Origin of the sequence: Allosphingosinicella sp., from assembly GCF_036402135.1 — a bacterium.
Classification (GTDB): domain Bacteria; phylum Pseudomonadota; class Alphaproteobacteria; order Sphingomonadales; family Sphingomonadaceae; genus Allosphingosinicella.
In genome coordinates, this window is the sequence record NZ_DASWTN010000045.1 from 40,128 (window position 1) to 57,183 (window position 17,056).

Genomic DNA, 17,056 nt, shown 5'->3' on the forward strand with positions numbered 1-17,056 from the left:
CCCGTCTTTTGCCAAATCACCGTGGATGATAAATGGAAAAGGAGGGGCCCTCAAGCCTCCTCATCCTCCCCCTGAAGGCGGGCGAGGAATTGGCTGAGCCCCTGTCTCAGTGCCGTATCGAAACGTTTCTGTCCGTCAGACACTCCCAGTTCGGCCAGGCTGGTTACCGGGTAATCGGCCAGGCCGCAGGGCACTATGCCCGAAAAGTGAGAAAGTTCCGGATCGATGTTGACGGAAAAGCCGTGCATCGTGACCCAGCGGCGGACCCGGACTCCGATCGCGCCGATCTTCGCCTCCGCGCCCTGCCGGTCGGTCCAGATGCCGATCCGCCCCGGCGCGCGCCACGCCTCGACGCCGATCTCCCCAAGCGTATCGATCAGCCAGCCCTCGAGCGAATGGACGAAGCGCCGCACGTCCTTGCCGCGGCGGTTCAGGTCCAGCATCAGATAGCCGACGCGCTGCCCCGGCCCATGATAGGTATAACGGCCGCCGCGGCCCGCCTCGTAGACGGGAAAGCTCTGAGGGTTGAACAACTCCGCGGGATCCGCGCTGGTCCCGGCCGTGTAGAGCGGCGGATGCTCCAGCAGCCAGACGAGCTCCGGCGCCTCGCCTTGCTGCACCGCCTCGACGCGCCGCTCCATCTCCGCCAGCGCCTCAGGGTAGGGCGTCAGGCCCGGGCTCTCCCGCCACTCGATGTCGCTTGCCGATGCCATGGCGTGCGTCTGATCCACCCGCCCGCCGGGATCAAGCCTTCCTTGAATCTGCCGAAGCGCGCGGGCATGGTCCCGCCGTTCAGCAGGGATGTGACATGAAATTCTCCTACAGCGCGGTTTGGGAAGAGACGGTCCGGATGATGCGGAGCAACGCGTCCCTGCTCCTCGGGATAGCCGGCGTATTCTTTTTCCTGCCGGCCCTCCTGGTCGGCTATTTCGCTCCCCAGCCGGAAGGCGCCGAGACGATGACCCAGATGCTCAACGATATCGAGGCCTATTTCACCGAAAACTGGGTCTGGCTGCTGGCCGCCAACATCGTCAATATGGTGGGCGCGATCGCGATCTATCTGCTGCTGTTCGACGTTCACGGCCACACGGTAGGGGGTGCTATCGCGGGGGCGCTACCGATCCTGCCCTTCTATTTCCTCCTGTCTTTCCTCACGACCGCGCTCATCCTGTTCGCGGGCCTGTGGTTCATCCTCCCAGGTATCTATCTGCTCGGTCGCCTAGTCGTGAGCGGCGCGCTGATGGTGGGGGAGGGGCGCCGCAGCCCCTTCGCAGCGATCGGCGGCTCCTGGAGACTGACGAAGCGCAAGGGCTGGGCGGTTGCGGGCTTCGTTGTCATCGTCGCGGTCGTCGGCTGGATACTCACTTCGGTCGTCACAGCGGTGCTTGGCTCGGTCTTCATCCTGATCGGGGGCCAGGATGGCGTCGGCGGTTTGCTGGTCCTCATCCTTGCCTCGGCGCTCAGCGCGCTTTTCTCGTTGCTTCTCGTGGTGCTGTTCGCCGCCATCTACCGCAGGCTCAGCGCACCCGCGGCTTCAGTGCCCGGCACCGCCCACTAACGGGATCTGAGGCGCGACATCCCTCGGCAATAGGCCGGTGAGGCGCGGGTCGGGAAAGCTTTCGAAGGCGCGCTTATAGGCGCGAAAACCGGCGCGGAGATAGGCTTTCAGCGCCGCCGGATGGTCGAGTGAGCAGGTGTTGACGTGAACGCGCGTCACGCCCGCCCGCCAGCCGAGCGCAAGCGTCTGCGCCATCAGCCATTCGCCGTGGCCCTTGCCGGCAAGCTCCGGCACCAGGCCCAAGAAGCGGATCAGGCACTCGCCCTTCTCGCGGAAGTCGAGCTCGACCATGCCGACCTCGATCCCGGAGCGGTCCACGACCGCGTGCAGCTCGCAGATGTTCGCGCTAAGCGTCGCATCGTCCATCCGCAGCCGCGAGAACCACAGCCAGCGCCCGCCCACCCGCTCGAACAGCAGCCGGTATTCGGCGGGCGTGACATCCGGCCACGGCTTCAGGCGAAGCGGCGAGGGCGGCATGGGTCTTAGCCTCGGCCGCTCCGCCATTTCGAGATAGGTGACGACCGCCCCCACCTCGCCAGGCGGGATGTCGATCAGAGCCATGTCAGCTCCACGTCGCTTCCGGCGGCAGGCTCATCAGGATGGCGTCGACATTGCCACCGGTTTTAAGGCCGAACAATGTGCCGCGGTCGTAGATGAGGTTGAATTCGGCGTACCGGCCACGCCATTCGAGCTGCCGCGCCTTGTCCTCGGGCGTGAAGGGCGTCGCCATCCGCCGCCGCACCAGCTTCGGGAATATGTCGAGGAACGCCTCGCCCACGTCGCGGGTGAAGGCGAAATGCCGGTGGAAGTCCGCGCCCTTGCCGGGTTCCGCGCATTCCAAATGGTCATAGAAGATCCCGCCGACGCCCCTGTGCACGTTCCGGTGCGGGATGAAGAAATATTCCTCCGCCCATTTCGAGAAGCGCGGATAGTAAGTCGGGTCATGCGCCGCGCAGGCGGCCCGCAGCCGCGCATGGAAATCCGCCGTATCCTCTTCATAAGGGAGGGGCGGATTGAGGTCCGCGCCGCCGCCAAACCAACGCTTGGTGGTGACGAGGAAGCGCGTATTCATATGCACCGCCGGCACATGCGGGTTGGCCATATGCGCGACGAGGCTGATCCCAGTGGCAAAGAAGCTCGGATCCTCCGCCGCGCCAAGAATGGTCTTGGCGAATTCCGGGCTGAAGCTGCCACCGACGGTGGAGACGTTCACGCCCACCTTCTCGAACACCTTCCCCTTCATCAGCCCGCGCACGCCGCCGCCGCCGGGCGAGCCGTCATGGTCGGTGCGGTCCCAGGGCGTATATTGGAACGCCGCGTCGCTATCCGCCTCACGCTCAATCGCCTCGAACTCGGCGCAAATCCGATCGCGGAGTCCCTCGAACCAGTCCCGCGCCGCCTGCTGCTCTTCATCCAACTTGATCATTCCGGCCATCCATTCGTCTGCCGCAGCGCCTCGGCGATCGCGATGCCAGCGGCAACCGCGATATTCAACGACCGCGTGCCCGGCGCCTGCGAAATGCGCACGCGGAGGTCGGCGCGGGCATGCACCTCTTCCGGCACGCCCGCACTTTCGGAGCCCAGTAGGAGGATGTCATCGGGCGCGAATTGCGCTTCGTCAAAACGCATGTCCGCCTTGGTGGTGAGGAGAACGATCCGTGCCCCCGCATCGCTCTTGAAGCTGGACCAGCTTGAATGCCGCGTCACATTGGCGACTGCCGCATAATCCATCCCCGCCCGTTTCAGCGCCTTGTCGTTCCAAGGGAATCCGCACGGCTCGATGATATCCACCGGTACGCCCAGGCATGCGCCGAGCCGCAGAATGGTGCCGACATTTCCCGCCTGATCGGGCTCGTAAAGGGCGAGGCGCATGGCCGCTCCTTGTCGGTGCAGTCGGGACTAACACCGAGAGCTAATTTCCTTCGGCTGCCAACTTTGTTGCCAGTGATCGAAGCTCCTCATACGAAGCCGGATTAGAGGTCCCAATCCGAAACTCGCTGTTCCGATATTCCTCGTCGATCTTGAGAAGGGCATTTCTCAAGCTTGGATCAATTGGGCCATATCCTCCACTAAGAAGATCATCCAATTCAAATCCATTTCCAGAGCCATCGATGTGGCGAGTGATCACTACAGAAAGTTTAGTCAAAGACCTTATCACAGAGAAGCTTACTTAATTTCAGAAGGCTGATCAAAATCTAGTAGGCGTAGAAACTGATTTATTTCTCTGCGCTGATTCTCTCCATACACTTCATCTTTGCGACGAATATCCCAATCCGCTACAAATTGGTAGGGTAAGCCATTAACCGCTCCTCCTAAACCGCTTTCATTGAGCCTAGTCACCTCTCTATCGCAAAGATTGGAAATACGCCCCTAATCCTTTGCAGGATCTTCCTCCAGAGCGATCACCGTCTAACTTTGTTGTCAACATCGGAGGAGACTTGATCAGCGGAGTAGTGTCACGAGATATCTTTCCAACTCAGCTTTACCCCGATCAGTGTCCAAGCCATTTTTTTTACCAGGCTCCCCAAATTGGGTATCAATCCTCTCCATATCTTTCCAAAAAGCCGTTAGTTCCTGTTTGGGCGCCTTCATTAGAAGGAACTCGGAAAGAGCATTCTCATGAAACTCATCATTACCGCCTTTTAGATGAGCCTCCACGAGCTTTGGAACATCGGCTAACCTGAGGTCCAAAAACGTTCGCTCAGGACTCGTAATCAAACTCCGAAAACCCAGGATTTCTAGAAGTTTCCTCATCATTGCATTCTCACGGCTTAACGCGAAACCAGTCTCCCGTTTTCAGATCTCGATAACCTGCCCGGAAGTTCGCCATATTATTACCTCTTCCAAAGCCGATCCGAAAGCCACCGCCGAACCTCCCATTCAAAATTCCTTTATGAGTGGCTCCGAAGGCGGGATGACCAAAAAGGGGACCTGCGGGTCCTAACGCGCGTCCAGTCGATATGGCCGCTCCGGGTGCAGCGGCTGCGGCAAGCCCAGCCAGCGGAGGCCCAAATACAAAGCCGTAATCGACGCAGTCCGACCACCAAGGCCTGATATAATGCCGATTAAGAACATAGCGCCCCTTCACCAGGATGAAGGGAGTTCCGCGGGGCGGCGCTGTTACCTGCACTCCTTCACAATTCTCGCCTAAGCACTCCACGCCGGGGTTTGGCTGATCCTCGAACGGCCCCGGCAACAAAATTGGTGGAGTGTTCCATCCAGAGTGCCCACCGCCGCCGCCGCCGCCGCCACCGCCTCCTCGCGAGCGATCGCCAATGACGATTATGTCCTCATCATTTGGTACGTCTTCTTCTTCCTGAAGTCCGAGAGGATCCGTAAAGTTGATGGGATCGGAGCTAACATAATTGTAGAGGTTCATGCCCGCTTCGTACCCAATCGGATCTGGCTGAACGAAACGGCTGTACTTAGGAGAGCTTCGGCGCGCAGTCGGGCGAAGGGGAGTGGGGGCAGGAAGAGCGTGAAGGTCGGCAGGGTTGATGAACATGCTGTTCTCCTTTGCTTGAACAAATGAAGAACATCTGAAATCCTATTTTGCAAATCCTATTTGTTTGGAAGCTTAGCGTGGCTGCCAGCCTAAGGCTTTTACGGCTTCGAAGGCGCCGTCGTTTAACTGAACCATTCGACGATGTTCGTGACGGAGCGGCGGTGGGATGAGGAGCGCCGTCGGATACTTCTTCCTGAACTCCTCAATCAAATGGCCGTAGGCCGACCCGAAGCTCAGCAGCGCGTGGTCGTCTCTCGGCCAGCGTCTGAGGATTGCGGCGGAGACCCCCGCCACTTCTTCGTAGCGACCCTGCTCCATTAGATACTCGTTGGCCGTACTTGCCGTGCGACCGATTGCTTCCCGCTTCGAGAATGATCGCAGGTAGAGGCCGCTCTTGAGAGCAACGTCCGTTATGGAGAAACATTGGCGCATCCATTCTTCCCGCGCGGGAAGAGCGCCGCTGGTTGTCTCTAGGTTGATGATGCGGCCGTTTTCATTGCTGTAGCGCACGAACAGGTGGTCCGGAGCGCTTGAAAGCGCGACAGCAAGCCCTAGCCGCTCGGCGAGGATCAGGTAGAGGATCGGCATGGAGACGCATTGCCCCAGCCGGGTCCGCAAATAATTTGAGAGCAGCTTGCGACAAATTCCTTGTCCAAGCGGATCGTCATGATCATAGGAAAAGGGCCGGTGCTCATTCCAAGGGCCGCTTCGATAAATCAGCTTGTGGAGCGCGTTGAGCTTGGCGTTGTCGCGGGCGCTCGCCCCGGCCAGCTCTCTTGCTCTTTCCGTCAGCCCGTCCAGCTCCGCCAACACCCATTGTTCATCGATCGAAGGATCGATGATCCTGTCGAACGCGATCTTCGCCCTCGCATAATCCAGTTTGTCGTGCGGCAGGGACAGCACCGCCTCCACGGCTGCGACGGCGTCCGACATGTTCTGCTCCTTTCGAGTGAAGTGAACAGAAAAAGAACAAGTGAAATCCTATTTTGCAATGGCCGTGCTGTTTGCCTCCTAGGAACAGCCGTCGCGGCAAAGCCGCGCCGTCGATCGGCGCTTCGGCCGCAGGCCGGCCCGGCGCGACTCTTCGCGCTGCTTCGTTGCGCTCGGCGCGCCTCGGCTAAAAATCGCTGTTGGCAAATCGCCTTCTGCGCGGCTATCAGGCGCGCCAAGCCGCTGTTGGGGGCACCTCAGGGGCGGCGTGCTTGACCTGCTTCCGTCGTTCCTGGCGGGCGGCGGGTTTTCCGCACATCCAGTTTGAATCGCGCTCGAAGGATCATGATGGCGACGGCCCAACATACCGATGACACGGTCACGCAGGGGGAGGGCGAAGGCGTCCGCCGCCGCGACTTCATCAATATCGCAGCGGTAAGCTTCGCCGGCGTCGGCGGCCTTGCCGTGGTCTATCCGCTGGTCAACCAGATGAACCCGTCGGCGGACGTACTGGCGCTCGCATCCACCGAAGTGGACATCAGCCAGATCCAGCCCGGCCAGGCGATCAAGACGATCTGGCGAAAGCAGCCGGTCTTCATCCGCAACCTCACGCCGCAGGAAGTGCAGCAGGCCAATGCCGTGCCCTCGGGCGACCTTCGCGATCCGCAGTCGCTGGCCGAGCGGACCAAGGAAGGAAAGGCCAACTGGCTCATCACTCTCGGCGTTTGCACGCATCTTGGCTGCGTGCCGCTCGGCGCGGCACCGGGCGAGAATAAGGGCGAATATGGCGGCTATTTCTGCCCCTGCCACGGTTCGCACTACGACACCGCCGGCCGCATCCGCAAAGGACCGGCTCCCAAGAATCTCGAAGTGCCGGAATACAGCTTCGTATCCGACACCGTGGTCCAGATCGGCTGAGGTAAATCAAGATGGGCTTTCCCTGGGCACAGCAATACGAACCCAAGCACCCGTTCATGCGGTGGATCGACGAGCGGCTTCCCTTGCCTCGCCTCGTCTACAACAGCGTCGGCGGCGGCTATCCGGTGCCGCGCAACCTGAACTATTTCTGGAATTTCGGCGTCCTCGCCGGGATCGCGCTCGGCATTCAGATCATCACCGGTATCATCCTGGCGATGCACTATGCGCCGGCGGGCGACATTGCGTTCAACTCGGTCGAGCACATCATGCGCAACGTCAACCAGGGCTGGCTCCTCCGCTACGCCCATGCGAACGGCGCAAGCTTCTTCTTCATCGTCACCTATATCCACATCTTCCGCGGCCTTTATTACGGATCGTACAAGGCGCCGCGCGAGATGGTGTGGCTGCTCGGCCTCGTTATTTTCCTTCTGATGATGGCGACCGCCTTCATGGGATATGTGCTTCCCTGGGGGCAGATGAGCTTCTGGGGAGCGAAGGTGATCACCGGCCTGTTCGGCGCCATCCCGCTGATTGGCGAGCCGATCCAGACCTGGCTGCTCGGCGGCTTCGCGCCAGATAATGCGGCGCTGAACCGCTTCTTCTCGCTTCACTATCTGCTGCCGTTCGTGATCGCGGGCGTGGTCATCCTCCACATCTGGGCGCTGCACATTCCGGGTTCGAGCAACCCGACCGGCGTCGACGTGAAGACGCCGCAGGACACGGTGCCCTTCCATCCTTATTACACCGCGAAGGACGGCTTCGGGCTCGGTATCTTCCTGATCGCCTTCGCGATCATGCTCTTCTTCGCGCCTAACTATCTCGGCCACGCGGACAATTACATTCCGGCCAACCCGCTGGCGACGCCGGCGCATATCGTGCCCGAATGGTATTTCTGGCCGTTCTACGCGATCCTCCGCGCCTTCACGGTGGACTTCATCCTGCCGGCGAAGCTGTGGGGCGTGATCGCGATGTTCGCCTCGATCCTGCTGCTCTTCTTCCTCACCTGGCTCGACCGCTCGCCGGTTCGCTCAGGCAGCTACCGGCCGACCTTCAAGATGTTCTTCTGGATACTGGTCGCCGACGTGCTGATCCTCGGCTGGTGCGGCGGTCTTCCGGCGGAAGAGCCCTATGTGATGATCTCGCAGCTCGCGACCATCTACTACTTCGCGCACTTCCTGATCATTCTTCCGCTCATCGCGAAGTTCGAAAAGCCGCTGCCGCTGCCGACCTCCATCTCGGCAAGCGTCCTTCACGGCGAGGCGGAAGAAGCCGCGCCGCTCGGCACCAACAAGACGGCCACCCGGGCGAAGCGCACGCGCGCCGCACCGGCTGAATAAGGGGTAAGACTGGTCATGGTTCGTTTGATTGGCGCCCTGGTCGGCCTGGGCTTCATCCTGGTCCTGGTGATCTCGCTCATCACCGGCGCGGTGAGCTTCGTCACGGAGCCGCCGGCGGAGACCGTCGAGCACAAGTTCCACAAGGAGCCGAAGGACGTCGCTTTCTCGACCGACGGTCCGTTCGGCCGTTTCGACCGGCAGCAGCTACAGCGCGGCTTCCAGGTCTATAAGGAAGTCTGCGCCGCCTGCCACGGCCTCAACCTCGTCGCGTTCCGCAACCTGGCGGACCTCGGCTATGAGGAGCCGGAGATCAAGGCGATCGCCGACCAGTGGCAGATCGAGGTTCCCTCGATCGACCCGAACACGGGCGAAGCCAACACGCGGAAGGCGATCCCCGCCGACCGTTTCCCGAGCCCCTATCCCAATGAAGTAGCGGCGCGCGCGGCCAACAACAATGCGATGCCGCCCGATCTTTCGCTGATCACCAAGGCGCGGCACGGCGGCGGTGCGTACATCTACTCGCTGCTGACGGGCTATCAGAACCCGCCCGCCAACCTTCCGCCCGAGGCGCGGCCGGGGCAGGGGCTGCACTTCAACCCCTATTTCCCGAACCTCAACATCGCCATGCCGCCGCCCATTACCGCTGACGGTCAGGTGACCTATGCGGATGGGACCGCCGCGACCCGCGACCAGATGGCGAAGGACGTATCCGCCTTCCTTATCTGGACGGCCGAACCGAACCTCGAAAGCCGTCACCGGACGGGCATCGCGGTGCTGTTCTTCCTGCTGATCGCGACGGTGCTCGCCTACATGGCGTACCAGAATATCTGGCACTCCAATCGCGGCCGGACGGTGCGGCCGGAAGGCCCGCTGGACCCGGAGAACCAGGCGAAGAGCAAGGCGGCGAAGCGCAAGGCGGGGATCGAGGGCTGAGGCCGGCCGCCATGGCCGACGGCAACGACGATCTCCGCGCGCTGATCCGCACTGTTCCGGACTTTCCGAAGGCCGGCATCCAGTTTCGCGACATCACCACTCTTCTGCTCGACGCGGACGGCTTCGCCGCCGCGGTCGAGCGGATGGCGGCGGCTTTGGATGAGGTGCCCGACCTAATCGCCGGCATCGACGCCCGCGGCTTCGTCTTCGCCGCGGCGCTCGCCCAGCGCCTCCACCGCGGCCTCCTCCTCATCCGCAAGGACGGGAAGCTTCCCGGCGAGACCATCGCCGAGGAATATGCGCTGGAATATGGTACCGACCGCCTCGCCATGCATATTGACGCCTGCGCGCCGGGCGCGAAGGTGCTGCTGGTCGACGATCTCATCGCGACCGGCGGAACCGCCCTTGCCGGCGTGAAGCTGTTGCGGAAGGCTGGGGCGGTGGTGTCCGGTGCCTCCTTCGCTATCGACCTCGTCGAGCTCGGCGGCGCCGACCGGCTCCGGGCGGAGGGGGTGCCGGTCCACGCGCTCCTCGCCTACGAGGGCCATTGAGGCTCGATCTCCGGCGTTAAGCCGCCATTCAAGCCATTCGGCGGCTTAGTCTCTCTATTCACTATCTTTTTCTGGAGAGTCGCCCCCATGCTCGCCCCCCGTCTTCGCAATGCGATACTCGCAGCGTCCGCTTCCCTCACGCTCGCCGGCTGCGGCTTCGGCACCAGCTACGGCTATGGCGGCCTGTCCGTCGGCGTCAGCACCGGCGGCTATTACGATCCCTATTACGGCTACGGCCGGTACGGGAGCCGCTACGGCCGCTACGGCGGCCGCTATTACGATCCTTATTACGGCTGGTATGGCAATTATTATTATCCGGGCACCGGCCTCTACGTCTACGACCGCTATGGCAGCCGCTACCGCTGGAACGACAGCCAGCAGCGTTACTGGGAGAGCCGCCGCGCCCGTCTTTCGGCCGAGGACCGCCGCGAGATCCGCGACAACTGGCAGGCATTCCGGCAGGAGCGCCAGCAGGACCGGAGCGCCGTCCGCGCCGAGCGTCTGGAGAACCGTCAGCGGCTTCAGAGCGGCGCCATCACCCGCGAGCAGTTCCGGCAGGAGCGGCGCGAGACGCGCCGCGAAGCTCGCGCCGAGCGTCGCAGCGACCGGCAGGAGCTTCGCCGCGAGAACCGGCGCGACCGCCGCGACTGACCGTGGAGGGCGGCTCGCCTAGGCGGGCCGCCGCCGCATCAGCACGATCGAGGTGAAGGTCAGCACCGGCACATCGTCCTGGTTGAAGACGGTGACGGCGGTACGGAAGGAGCCAATCTCCGGTTTCGACCGCGACGGCCGCACCTCGACGATCTCGCTCTCAACGCGCAGAGTATCCCCCGGATAAACCGGCTTCAGCCAGCGGAGCTCGTCCACGCCCGGCGACCCCAAACCCGCCTGCTCCGTCGCCACGACATTCTCGGCGATCATCGCCATCGTCATCGCGCAGGTATGCCACCCGCTCGCGGCGATCCGCCCGAAATGCGTCTTCGCCGCCGCCTCGTCCGACAGGTGGAACGGCTGCTTGTCGTACTTGGAGGCGAATGCGATCACCTCCTCGCGCGTCACATGATAGCTGCCGAACGAGGCTCTCTGTCCGACTTCGATATCTTCGAGGTAGATCATTGCCGTCTCCCGTTCCGCTTGCGGTACGGGCGGGAAGATGTGAACTCAAGTAGCACAGAGTGGGGGCGTAATGGGTTCGGAGAGCGACGGGGCGAAGATTATCCGCATTGCCGCGGCTCTGATCGAAGATGGTGAGGGGCGGCTGCTCCTTGTCCGCAAGCAGGGAACCGGGGCCTTCATGCAGGCGGGCGGCAAGATAGAGGCGGACGAGGCGCCGCACGATGCGCTCTGCCGCGAACTGGAGGAAGAGTTGGGGGTGGCTCTAAGTGCGGGCGAGGGCATTCCGCTCGGCACCTTCACCGCGCAGGCGGCGAACGAGCCCGGTCACCTCGTGTCGGCGGAAATCTTCCGCGTCAGCATGTCCGGCACTGTTGTGCCTGCCGCGGAGCTTGCAGAGGCGCGTTGGGTGACACTCGCAGAGGCGCGCGAACTCACGCTGGCGCCGCTCACTCGCGACAAGGTGCTGCCGCTGTTCGAAAGCCTGCTTAGACGTTAAACCGGAACAGCATCACGTCGCCGTCCTTGGTGACGTAATCCTTGCCCTCGGAACGGAGCTTGCCTGCATCCCGCGCGCCGCTTTCGCCGCCGTGTTTTACGAAGTCGTCAAAGGCGATCGTCTCCGCGCGGATGAAGCCGCGTTCGAAATCGCTATGGATGACGCCCGCCGCCTGCGGCGCCTTTGACCCCTTCTCCACCGTCCACGCGCGGGCCTCCTTCGGCCCAGCCGTGAAGAAGGTAATAAGGTCGAGCAATTCGTAGCCGGCGCGGATGATGCGGCTGAGGCCGGTTTCTTCAAGGCCCAGGTCGCGCAGGAATTCGGCGCGATCCTCCTGCGGCATGGTGGCGATCTCGGCCTCGATCGCCGCGGAGATGATGACCGCTTTCGCACCCTCGGCGGCAGCTTTCTCGAACACGCGGGCGCTGTGGGCATTGCCGGTCGCGGCTTCGCCTTCGTCGACGTTGCAGACGTAGAGGACGGGCTTGGCCGTCAGCAGCTGCGCCCGCTCCAGCGCCTTCCGTTCCTCCTCGTCCTTCGGCTCCGTCAGCCGCGCCGGCTTGCTCTCCCGCAGCAGCTCCAGCGCCTGCCCGAGCACGCTCGCCTGGATCTTGGCCTCTTTGTCACCCTGCTGCGCCTTCTTGGCCAGGGCCGGCACACGCTTCTCAAGGCTTTCAAGGTCCGCCAGCATCAGCTCCGTCTCAACCGTCTCCGCATCCGCAATCGGATCCACGCGCCCCTCGACGTGCGTCACGTCGCCGCCTTCGAAGCAGCGCAGCACGTGGACGATCGCGTCCACCTCGCGGATGTTGCCGAGGAACTGGTTGCCGAGCCCTTCGCCCTTCGATGCACCGCGGACGAGGCCGGCAATGTCTACGAACTCAAGCTGCGTCTCAATGATGTTCGCGGAGCCCGCAATCTTCGCGATCTCCTGCAGCCGCGGATCGGGCACCGCCACGCGGCCGACATTGGGCTCGATCGTGCAGAAGGGATAATTGGCCGCCTGCGCCGCCGCAGTCTCTGTCAGCGCATTGAACAAGGTCGACTTGCCGACATTCGGCAGCCCCACAATCCCGCAACGAAAACCCATTTCCTAAATCCGATAGTTGAAGCTGATGCTGATGCGCTCGCCCTTGCCTGTGCCGGGGACGACCTCGTGACGCAACCAGCTTTCCCACAGGAAGATGCTTCCGGGCTTCGGCTCCGCATAGACGAAGGTGCGGAGGCCCTCCGGCGCATCCTCCCGCCGCGGGGGCGCAGCCATCATCATCGGCAGGCGCGGGTCCTCGAGTTTTAGGGCGCCGGAGCCCGGCGGCACCGCGACGTAGATTGTGCCGGAAACGACGCTGTGCGGGTGGATGTGGCCGGAATGGATGCCGCCGGGCTTCAGGACATTGACCCACAGACTGTCGAGTTTCAGGCGGCGGCCGCCGAGATCAAAAGCGCAGTCGGCGGCGAAGCCGGCGACATGGCGGTTCAGCAGCCGAACGAGATCGCTGAAGCGCGGGTCGCGGCTCGGAAGGTCGTTGAGGGACGCGTAGCTCGTATAGCCGCGATAGCCGTGCGCCTTCGACCAGCGCCGCCCCGCCTCATCCTCCTCCGCCAGCATCCGGCAGGCCTCGTCCAACTCGGCGAGCAGTTCGGGCGCGGCAAGGTCGCCCTCATAGAAGCGGGTGGCGAACAGGGAGCGGCTCGGCATCGTGCTTCGCTAGCGCAGCGCACGGCAAAGCGCGAGCGTCGGACATGAAAAAGCCGCGGGCGCTTCGGACGCCCGCGGCTCGTTGATCTCGGTTGGCGGCTTAGAGGCCGAGCACCGAGATGATGCTGTCGATCAGGCCGGTTTGCCGGTTGACGCGGTAGATGTTATCGTCCTCGTACCGGTAGTTGTAGACGCCGCTGTCATAGTAGCGGTCCTGATACTGCGCCGGGATATTGTAACGCGACAGGTAGCTCGGCAGCCGCTGGCCGACGGCGTACTTTTTCGCCTGGCCGGGCGGGAGACAGCCGTTATTCTTCTTGGCAAGGCCCGGCGGGCAGTTTCCCATGCGGCGCTCGCCGAAAGCGGAATTGTAGAAGCCGCCGCGGTCGAGGCCGCGATCCTGCTTATGGTTCTGGTGCTTGGCAGCCTTGTGCCCGCCATGGCCGTTGCCGGGCTTCGCCGCCGCGGGCGCCGCAGCCGTCACGGCAAGCGCCGCAAAAGCGAGAACGATCGTCTTCATGGGAAACTCCTCATCCCTGTTCTTGTGGGATGGGTATGCGGGAGACGGCTTTATCGGGACCTTAACCGCCTTGGCAGCCGATGTTCATAATGGAGGTGGAACTAATCGGCTCGGTTCACAGCCTTTGTGAGCGGCTCAAGCGCGGACAACAGTTCCGCGGGCGAGGCTGCAGTCCGCCCGTCAGGCCACTCGCCCTCGAATTCCGCTATCTCGATCCCGAGAACTTCTTCCGCAGCCAATATCTCGGCTGCGCGCCTTAGATCGTCGAAGTCGAGCCCGTTCTCCACCTGAAACTCGGTCGGCAGGAGGCCGGCGCTCATCACGTCGCAATCGAGGTGGATATAGACCGGGCGCCCAGCAACGGCCTCTCGCAATCGCTCGGCAAGCCGCTCCCCAGGCGGCACCACCCGAACTATGCCGGTATCGATCAGCGCCTGTTCGGAAGGATCGATGTCGCGCGATCCGACCAGGACGACATTGCGAAGGTCGAGGTCGTCGCCAAGGCCGGTCTGCCAAAGGCCGGCCGCACCGCTCAGGACCATGCCTCCGAGATAATTGGTGGTAGAATGCTCGGGCGTGTTGCTGTCCGCATGCGCGTCGAACCACACGATCAGCGCATCGGGCCGGTGTCTGGCGATCACTGGGATCGTAGCGAGGCCCGCCGCACAGCGGCCCAGCACCGTGAGAGGCCTCTCCTTCCGGCCCAGTACGTCCTCGATCCGTTGCGAGAGTAAGCGGAGCGCGGGAAGGGCGGCGGAAAGCTCCTCTTCCCATCCCACGCCAAGGTGCGGCTCAGGCCGGCCGATCTCCACCGGCGTTGATCCTGTCTGCCGGGCGAGCGCCTGGCCGAGCATATACGCGCCCGCCATTGCCCTATCATTCCGATCGCCGCACCGGCCGCGAAATATGGTGAGGTTGCTCTCGTTCACGTCGGTCGGCTGCATGAAGTGCTGCTGCCGCGTATCCCCCGAAAGCGCAAATCAATCCTGCAGCCGGAGCGCCACTTCGTTCATAAAGCGGGCGTCGTCACCGGTGGCGAGCCATTCGGCTTCGGCGGCAATGGCGCCCAGCATGTCGGCGAGGCGGTCCGTTTCCGCCTTCGCGTAATTGCCGAGAACATGGCCGGTTACCTTGTCCTTGTGGCCGGGGTGCCCGATGCCGATCCGGACGCGGCGGAATTCGTTGCCGATATGCTGCTCGGTGGATCGAAGGCCGTTATGTCCGGCGGTGCCGCCGCCGGTCTTCACCTTTACCTTGAAGGGGGCGAGATCGAGCTCGTCGTGGAAGACGGTGACGTCGCCGAAGCCGCGCTTGAAGAAGCGCATCGCTTCGCCGATCGCCTGGCCGGACTTGTTCATGAAGGTCGCTGGCTTCAGGATCAAGATGCGCGTGGAGCCGATCCGACCCTGCTGCGCCCAGCCATGAAAGGCTTTCTTCGGTGGCTCGAAATTGTGGGTTTCGGCAATGGCGTCTACCGCCATGAAGCCGACATTGTGCCGGTGCATCGCATATTGCGCGCCCGGATTGCCGAGGCCGACCCAGATCTGCATGGGCTCGAAATCCCCCCAATTCCCGGCCTCTTCGGCTTCGAGCGGCTGGCCCGGCACTTCCACGGCTTTCGCGCCGAAGAAATTGCCGAGCCAGCGCAGGAAGGACAAGAAGTCTTAGCCCTCTGAAGTCTCGGGAGGCGTCGAATCCTCTTCGCCGCCGGGGCCCTGCTCCGAAGGCACTTCGTCCGCGGGAACGTCGGCAGCGGCCGCATCGGCAGCTGCATCGGCTTCCTCGGTCGCGCGGGTGACGGTCGGCGGAGCGATCGTGGCGATGGTGAAGTCGCGGTCGGTGATCGCGGATTCGCTGCCCTTCGGCAGTACGACCGCCGAAATGTGAATGGAATCGCCGATCTCGCGGCCGGCGAGGTCGATCACGATATCGTCCGGGATCTCCGCGGCGTCGCAAATGAGCTCAAGCTCGTGACGGACGACGTTGATGACGCCGCCCTTGCGGATACCCGGCGCTTCTTCTTCATTGATGAAGCGGACGGGCACGTTGACGTGCACCTTCGAATGCTCGCCGATGCGCAGGAAGTCGACATGCAGCGGGCGGTCCGTCACCGGGTGGAACTGAACGTCCTTCGGCAGCGTGCGGTTGGCCTTGCCGCCGACGTCGATCATGATCACAGAATTCATGAAGTGGCCGGTGTTCAGCATCTTCATGAGGACCTTTTCCTCGACGTGGATGGCGAGGGGTTCCTGCTTTTCGCCGTAGATCACGGCGGGGACGCGGCCTTCGCGACGCATTGCACGGGAGGCTCCCTTGCCTGCCCGTTCGCGCGTCTCGGCCGACAGCGTAAGCTGTTCGCTCATGTGCATGTCTCCAAAACTTGGATTGATAAAAATCCGCCGCTCACGCCTCCAGGGATGACCATGAACGGGGAAGGGGCGGCCTCTATACGAAAGCTCTCGTGCGAGCAAGGGTGTGTCCAAGGAGGTCTTGCCGGGGGCCAAGACCTCCCACATCGGTATCAGAAGCCCCGTACGGTCGGAGCTTTCCCCTCCTTGCAAGCTTCAGCCCCCTTGGCGGAGGGCGACGCTTATTGCGTAACGCGCGCGCTCTTGATGCCGCGCTTCTGGAGCATGTCCTGAACGCTGCCCTTGCCCGCGAGGTGGCCCGCGCCGACGGCGACGAAGACGGTGCCGGGCTTGTCGAGCCGGTTGTCGATCCACTCCGCCCATTCGGCATTACGTTGGGTGAAGAGCAGGTCGTAAAGCTCCGGATCTTCGGCAAGGCCGTCGTTCATGATCTTGACGAGCCCGTCCGTGTCGCCCTTCGCCCAGGCGGTGAGCATCGGCGTCAGCGTCTCGTCGATCTTCGACATGCTGTCGAGCGTCTGGCCGAGGAACTTGATCTGCTGCGCCTCCGGCATCTTGTCGAACAACGAGAGCTGGAATTCCGTGCCCTCGAGTTCCCCGAGCGCCAGCTTCCTGTCAGTCGCCGCTTTCTTAAGGATCGTCTCCGGGCCATGCTCCGGCTTCAGGCCCAGCTTCATCGCAGCAACGCTGGTCAAGGTCATCGCCGCGAACCAAGGCTCCATCGGGTCCAGCGCTTCGCCTGGAATACCCGCGGTTTTCAGCTCCGCGTCGAATTTCGTCTTCACGTCCGGCGGAAGCTTGCTCGACAGCGTCCTGCCGGTGGAGTCCACCGCATATTTGACGACCAGCGGCTGAAGCTCGGCCGGATCGTCGGGGATCAGCGCTTCCAGAACCACTTCCTCGCTCTTGTCGAACGCGGCCTTGACCTCGTCGTTGAACCAGTCCTGCTTGCCGTCGAGCAGGTGGAAGGTGCCGAACAGATAGACGGTCGTATCCTCGTCCTTCACCACCCACATCGCGGGATCGGCGTCGGGAAGCGGCGCCTGCGCCATTGCGGGAGCGGAAACGGCGGCCAGCAGCGCGCCCAGGAGAAACTTCTTCATCATCATAAAACCCCTTTTGCC

The 17,056-nt window shown here is 62.8% G+C and carries 21 protein-coding genes; 7 read left to right on the top strand and 14 right to left on the bottom strand.

The features are described from left to right. Positions 1-50: 50 nt before the first annotated feature. Entirely contained in the window at positions 51-713 is a 663-nt protein-coding gene (gene lipB / locus VGD10_RS12770) for a lipoyl(octanoyl) transferase LipB (protein WP_331041202.1), read from the bottom strand. Between the two features lie 95 nt (positions 714-808). Here lipB and VGD10_RS12775 point away from each other — a divergent pair, with 95 nt between their 5' ends. After that, positions 809-1,558, top strand: coding sequence for a hypothetical protein (locus VGD10_RS12775; RefSeq protein WP_331041203.1), 750 nt, complete (start codon positions 809-811; stop codon positions 1,556-1,558). Here the strand turns inward: VGD10_RS12775 and VGD10_RS12780 are convergent. The 5 genes from VGD10_RS12780 to VGD10_RS12800 all read right to left on the bottom strand — a co-directional run bounded on the left by VGD10_RS12780 (position 1,535) and on the right by VGD10_RS12800 (position 5,996). Continuing rightward, positions 1,535-2,119, bottom strand: coding sequence for a GNAT family N-acetyltransferase (locus VGD10_RS12780; RefSeq protein ID WP_331041204.1), 585 nt, complete (start codon positions 2,117-2,119; stop codon positions 1,535-1,537). The two genes, VGD10_RS12775 and VGD10_RS12780, sit on opposite strands and share 24 nt — an antisense overlap. Position 2,120: 1 nt before the next feature. Then, the gene (gene hemF, locus VGD10_RS12785) at positions 2,121-2,984 is read right to left on the bottom strand and encodes an oxygen-dependent coproporphyrinogen oxidase (RefSeq protein ID WP_331041205.1); all 864 of its coding nucleotides are present in this window, start codon (positions 2,982-2,984) and stop codon (positions 2,121-2,123) included. Beyond that, complete coding sequence (locus VGD10_RS12790) at positions 2,981-3,430, bottom strand: tRNA (cytidine(34)-2'-O)-methyltransferase (RefSeq protein WP_331041206.1); 450 nt, start codon at positions 3,428-3,430, stop codon at positions 2,981-2,983. Before VGD10_RS12790 ends, hemF begins: the two co-directional genes overlap by 4 nt. 892 nt (positions 3,431-4,322) lie before the next feature. Next, positions 4,323-5,063, bottom strand: coding sequence for an RHS repeat-associated core domain-containing protein (locus VGD10_RS12795; RefSeq protein WP_331041207.1), 741 nt, complete (start codon positions 5,061-5,063; stop codon positions 4,323-4,325). A gap of 72 nt (positions 5,064-5,135) precedes the next feature. Beyond that, a complete protein-coding gene (locus VGD10_RS12800; protein WP_331041208.1) occupies positions 5,136-5,996 on the bottom strand; it encodes a transglutaminase family protein in 861 nt (286 codons plus the stop codon). Between the two features lie 345 nt (positions 5,997-6,341). Here VGD10_RS12800 and petA point away from each other — a divergent pair, with 345 nt between their 5' ends. The 5 genes from petA to VGD10_RS12825 all read left to right on the top strand — a co-directional run bounded on the left by petA (position 6,342) and on the right by VGD10_RS12825 (position 10,383). Next, positions 6,342-6,911: a ubiquinol-cytochrome c reductase iron-sulfur subunit gene (gene petA / locus VGD10_RS12805; RefSeq protein WP_331041209.1), complete on the top strand. Its 570-nt coding sequence runs from the start codon at positions 6,342-6,344 to the stop codon at positions 6,909-6,911. An 11-nt stretch (positions 6,912-6,922) separates the two neighbouring features. Continuing rightward, positions 6,923-8,248: a cytochrome b/b6 gene (locus VGD10_RS12810; RefSeq protein ID WP_331041210.1), complete on the top strand. Its 1,326-nt coding sequence runs from the start codon at positions 6,923-6,925 to the stop codon at positions 8,246-8,248. Positions 8,249-8,263: 15 nt separating this feature from the next. After that, on the top strand, positions 8,264-9,181 hold the full coding sequence (locus VGD10_RS12815) for a cytochrome c1 (RefSeq protein ID WP_331041211.1): 918 nt from the start codon (positions 8,264-8,266) through the stop codon (positions 9,179-9,181). Between the two features lie 11 nt (positions 9,182-9,192). Beyond that, complete coding sequence (locus tag VGD10_RS12820) at positions 9,193-9,732, top strand: adenine phosphoribosyltransferase (RefSeq protein ID WP_331041212.1); 540 nt, start codon at positions 9,193-9,195, stop codon at positions 9,730-9,732. An 87-nt stretch (positions 9,733-9,819) separates the two neighbouring features. Next, a complete protein-coding gene (locus VGD10_RS12825) occupies positions 9,820-10,383 on the top strand; it encodes a hypothetical protein (RefSeq protein ID WP_331041213.1) in 564 nt (187 codons plus the stop codon). 18 nt (positions 10,384-10,401) lie between these two features. Here the strand turns inward: VGD10_RS12825 and VGD10_RS12830 are convergent, their stop codons facing one another. Next, complete coding sequence (locus VGD10_RS12830) at positions 10,402-10,848, bottom strand: MaoC family dehydratase (protein WP_331041214.1); 447 nt, start codon at positions 10,846-10,848, stop codon at positions 10,402-10,404. Between the two features lie 70 nt (positions 10,849-10,918). Between VGD10_RS12830 and VGD10_RS12835 the strand changes: the two genes are divergently transcribed. Further along, entirely contained in the window at positions 10,919-11,344 is a 426-nt protein-coding gene (locus VGD10_RS12835) for an NUDIX domain-containing protein (protein ID WP_331041215.1), read from the top strand. Here VGD10_RS12835 and ychF read toward each other — a convergent pair. The 7 genes from ychF to VGD10_RS12870 all read right to left on the bottom strand — a co-directional run bounded on the left by ychF (position 11,334) and on the right by VGD10_RS12870 (position 17,035). Next, positions 11,334-12,434, bottom strand: coding sequence for a redox-regulated ATPase YchF (gene ychF, locus VGD10_RS12840; protein ID WP_331041216.1), 1,101 nt, complete (start codon positions 12,432-12,434; stop codon positions 11,334-11,336). The genes VGD10_RS12835 and ychF overlap by 11 nt on opposite strands. Positions 12,435-12,437: 3 nt before the next feature. Further along, positions 12,438-13,043 carry a TIGR02466 family protein gene (locus tag VGD10_RS12845; RefSeq protein WP_331041217.1) on the bottom strand — a complete coding sequence of 202 codons (606 nt, stop codon included), beginning with the start codon at positions 13,041-13,043 and terminating at the stop codon, positions 12,438-12,440. Between the two features lie 100 nt (positions 13,044-13,143). Next, positions 13,144-13,563, bottom strand: a complete 420-nt coding sequence (locus VGD10_RS12850; RefSeq protein ID WP_331041218.1) for a hypothetical protein — start codon at positions 13,561-13,563, stop codon at positions 13,144-13,146. 101 nt (positions 13,564-13,664) lie between these two features. Further along, on the bottom strand, positions 13,665-14,507 hold the full coding sequence (locus VGD10_RS12855) for an arginase family protein (protein WP_331041219.1): 843 nt from the start codon (positions 14,505-14,507) through the stop codon (positions 13,665-13,667). Positions 14,508-14,543: 36 nt separating this feature from the next. Then, positions 14,544-15,113: an aminoacyl-tRNA hydrolase gene (gene pth, locus VGD10_RS12860; protein ID WP_331041299.1), complete on the bottom strand. Its 570-nt coding sequence runs from the start codon at positions 15,111-15,113 to the stop codon at positions 14,544-14,546. 114 nt (positions 15,114-15,227) lie between these two features. Continuing rightward, the gene (locus tag VGD10_RS12865; RefSeq protein WP_331041220.1) at positions 15,228-15,926 is read right to left on the bottom strand and encodes a 50S ribosomal protein L25/general stress protein Ctc; all 699 of its coding nucleotides are present in this window, start codon (positions 15,924-15,926) and stop codon (positions 15,228-15,230) included. A gap of 227 nt (positions 15,927-16,153) precedes the next feature. Then, positions 16,154-17,035 (bottom strand): TraB/GumN family protein, encoded by an 882-nt coding sequence (locus VGD10_RS12870; RefSeq protein ID WP_331041221.1) that lies wholly within the window; start codon positions 17,033-17,035, stop codon positions 16,154-16,156. Positions 17,036-17,056 lie beyond the last annotated feature (21 nt).